This window comes from Arthrobacter sp. HMWF013 (assembly GCF_003061105.1).
Taxonomy (GTDB): Bacteria; Actinomycetota; Actinomycetes; order Actinomycetales; family Micrococcaceae; genus Arthrobacter.
Window position 1 is genome coordinate 1 of record NZ_QAIQ01000463.1, and the last position, 1,904, is coordinate 1,904.

The 1,904-nt window shown below is 66.3% G+C and carries 2 protein-coding genes; both read right to left on the reverse strand.

Features of this window, described 5'->3' with window-relative positions:
* A partial coding sequence (locus DBR22_RS16665) for an aldehyde dehydrogenase family protein (protein ID WP_146187534.1) occupies positions 1 to 810 on the reverse strand: 810 nt, incomplete at its 3' end.
* A gap of 62 nt (positions 811 to 872) precedes the next feature.
* The coding region (locus tag DBR22_RS16670; protein WP_258229255.1) for a thiamine pyrophosphate-dependent enzyme at positions 873 to 1,904 on the reverse strand (1,032 nt) is incomplete at its 5' end.

A 1,904-nucleotide genomic window follows, 5' to 3' on the forward strand; every position in this document is an offset into this window, starting at 1 on the left:
GTCCAGGTCGGCGTCGGGCATCACGATGGCGTGGTTCTTCGCCCCGCCGAGAGCCTGGACGCGCTTGCCGTGCTTGGTGGCGGTCTCGTGGACGTACTGGGCGATCGGGGTGGAGCCGACGAAGGAGATGCCGTCCACGTCCGGGTGGGTCAGCAGGCCCTCGACGGTTTCCTTGTCGCCGTGCAGGACCTGGAAGACACCGTCCGGCAGACCGGCCTGCTTCCAGAGCTTGGCCAGGAGCATGGAGGCGGAGGGGTCGCGTTCGGAGGGCTTGAGGATGAAGGCGTTGCCGGTGGCGATCGCCATCGGCGCCATCCACAGCGGCACCATCACAGGGAAGTTGAACGGGGTGATGCCGGCGACGACGCCGAGCGGTTCGCGGAAGGAGAAGACGTCGATCCCGGTGGAGACCTGGTCCGAGTAGTCGCCCTTGACGAGGCTGGGGATGCCGCAGGCGTATTCGATGACTTCCAGGCCGCGGCCGATCTCGCCCTTCGCATCGGACAGGACCTTGCCGTGCTCCGCGGTGATGAGCTGGGCGAGGTCGTCCAAATGGGCGGCGACCAGTTCGCGGAACTTGAACAGGACGGCGGTGCGCTTGGCCAGGGAGATATCGCCCCAGGAGTCGGCGGCTTTGCGGGCGGCGGCGACGGTGGCGTCCAGGTCGACGCGGTTGGCCAGGCGCAGCTCGCCGGACACCTTGCCGGTGGCCGGGTTGTAGACGGGCTGGGTGCGGGTGCCCTCGCCGGCGGTTTCGGCGCCGTTGATGAAGTGGTTGATGGTGGTGGTCTCAGTGGTGGTGGCAGTCATGGGACTCTTCCTTGAGTAGGTGGATCGAAGTGTCAGGTGGCGGGGCTTCAGCGTGCAGGTCTTCAGCCGAGGAATTTGCGCTGGCGGTCTTTGTGCTCGATGTAGGTCTGGAAGGCCTGCTTGGTGGATTCCAGTTCGGAGACCTGGGAGACAGGGACGTCCCACCAGGATTCGGAACTCGGGGCGTCCAGCAGCGGATCGGATTCGACGTGGATCAGGATGGGGCCGCCGCGTTCCGGGGCTGCCTTGGCATCGCGGATGGCCTGTTCGAGTTCGGCGATGACCTTCTCGCCGGGTTCGATCCGGATGACCTTCACGCCCAGGGACTCGGCGTTCAAGGCCAGGTCCACCGGGAGGGTTTCGCCTTCGTCGAAGCTGTGCTGTTCCTCGTTCAGGGCCCGGTACTGGGTCCCGAACCTTTGTGAGCCGAGCATTTCGGAGAGCGAGCCGATGGAGGCGTAGCCGTGGTTCTGGATCAGGACCACGATCAGTTTGATCCGTTCGGCGACGGCGGTGACCAGTTCGGTGTGCATCATCAGGTAGGAGCCGTCCCCCACCATCACGACGACGTCGCGCTGGGTTCCGCCCGCTGCCGCTTCGGCCAGTGCCGCGCGCTTGACGCCGAGGCCGCCCGGGATTTCGTAGCCCATGCAGGAGTAGGCGTACTCCACGTGGTAGCCGAACGGGTCCCGGACGCGCCACATTTTGTGCAGGTCCCCGGGCAGGGAACCCGCCGCGCAGATGACGACGTCGGCGGCGTCCATGGCGCGGGAGGTGGCGCCGATGATTTCGTTCTGCGCCGGCAACGGGGTGTACCGGGTGTCGAAGGCCGCGTCCACCGTGTCGTCCCAGCGCTTCTTCTCGGCCGCGACCTGCTCTTCCAGGTCGGCGCCGACGCGGTAGCCGCCGAGGGCTGCGTTGAGCTTGACCAGGGCCTTGCGGGCGTCTGCCACGACCGGCAGCGAGGTGCCGTGCTTGTACGCATCGATGGGTGCGACGTTGATGTTGATGAACTTTACGTCCGGGTTCTGGAACGCTGTCCGGGAGGCGGTGGTGAAGTCCTCGTACCGGGTGCCGATCCCGATGATCAGGTC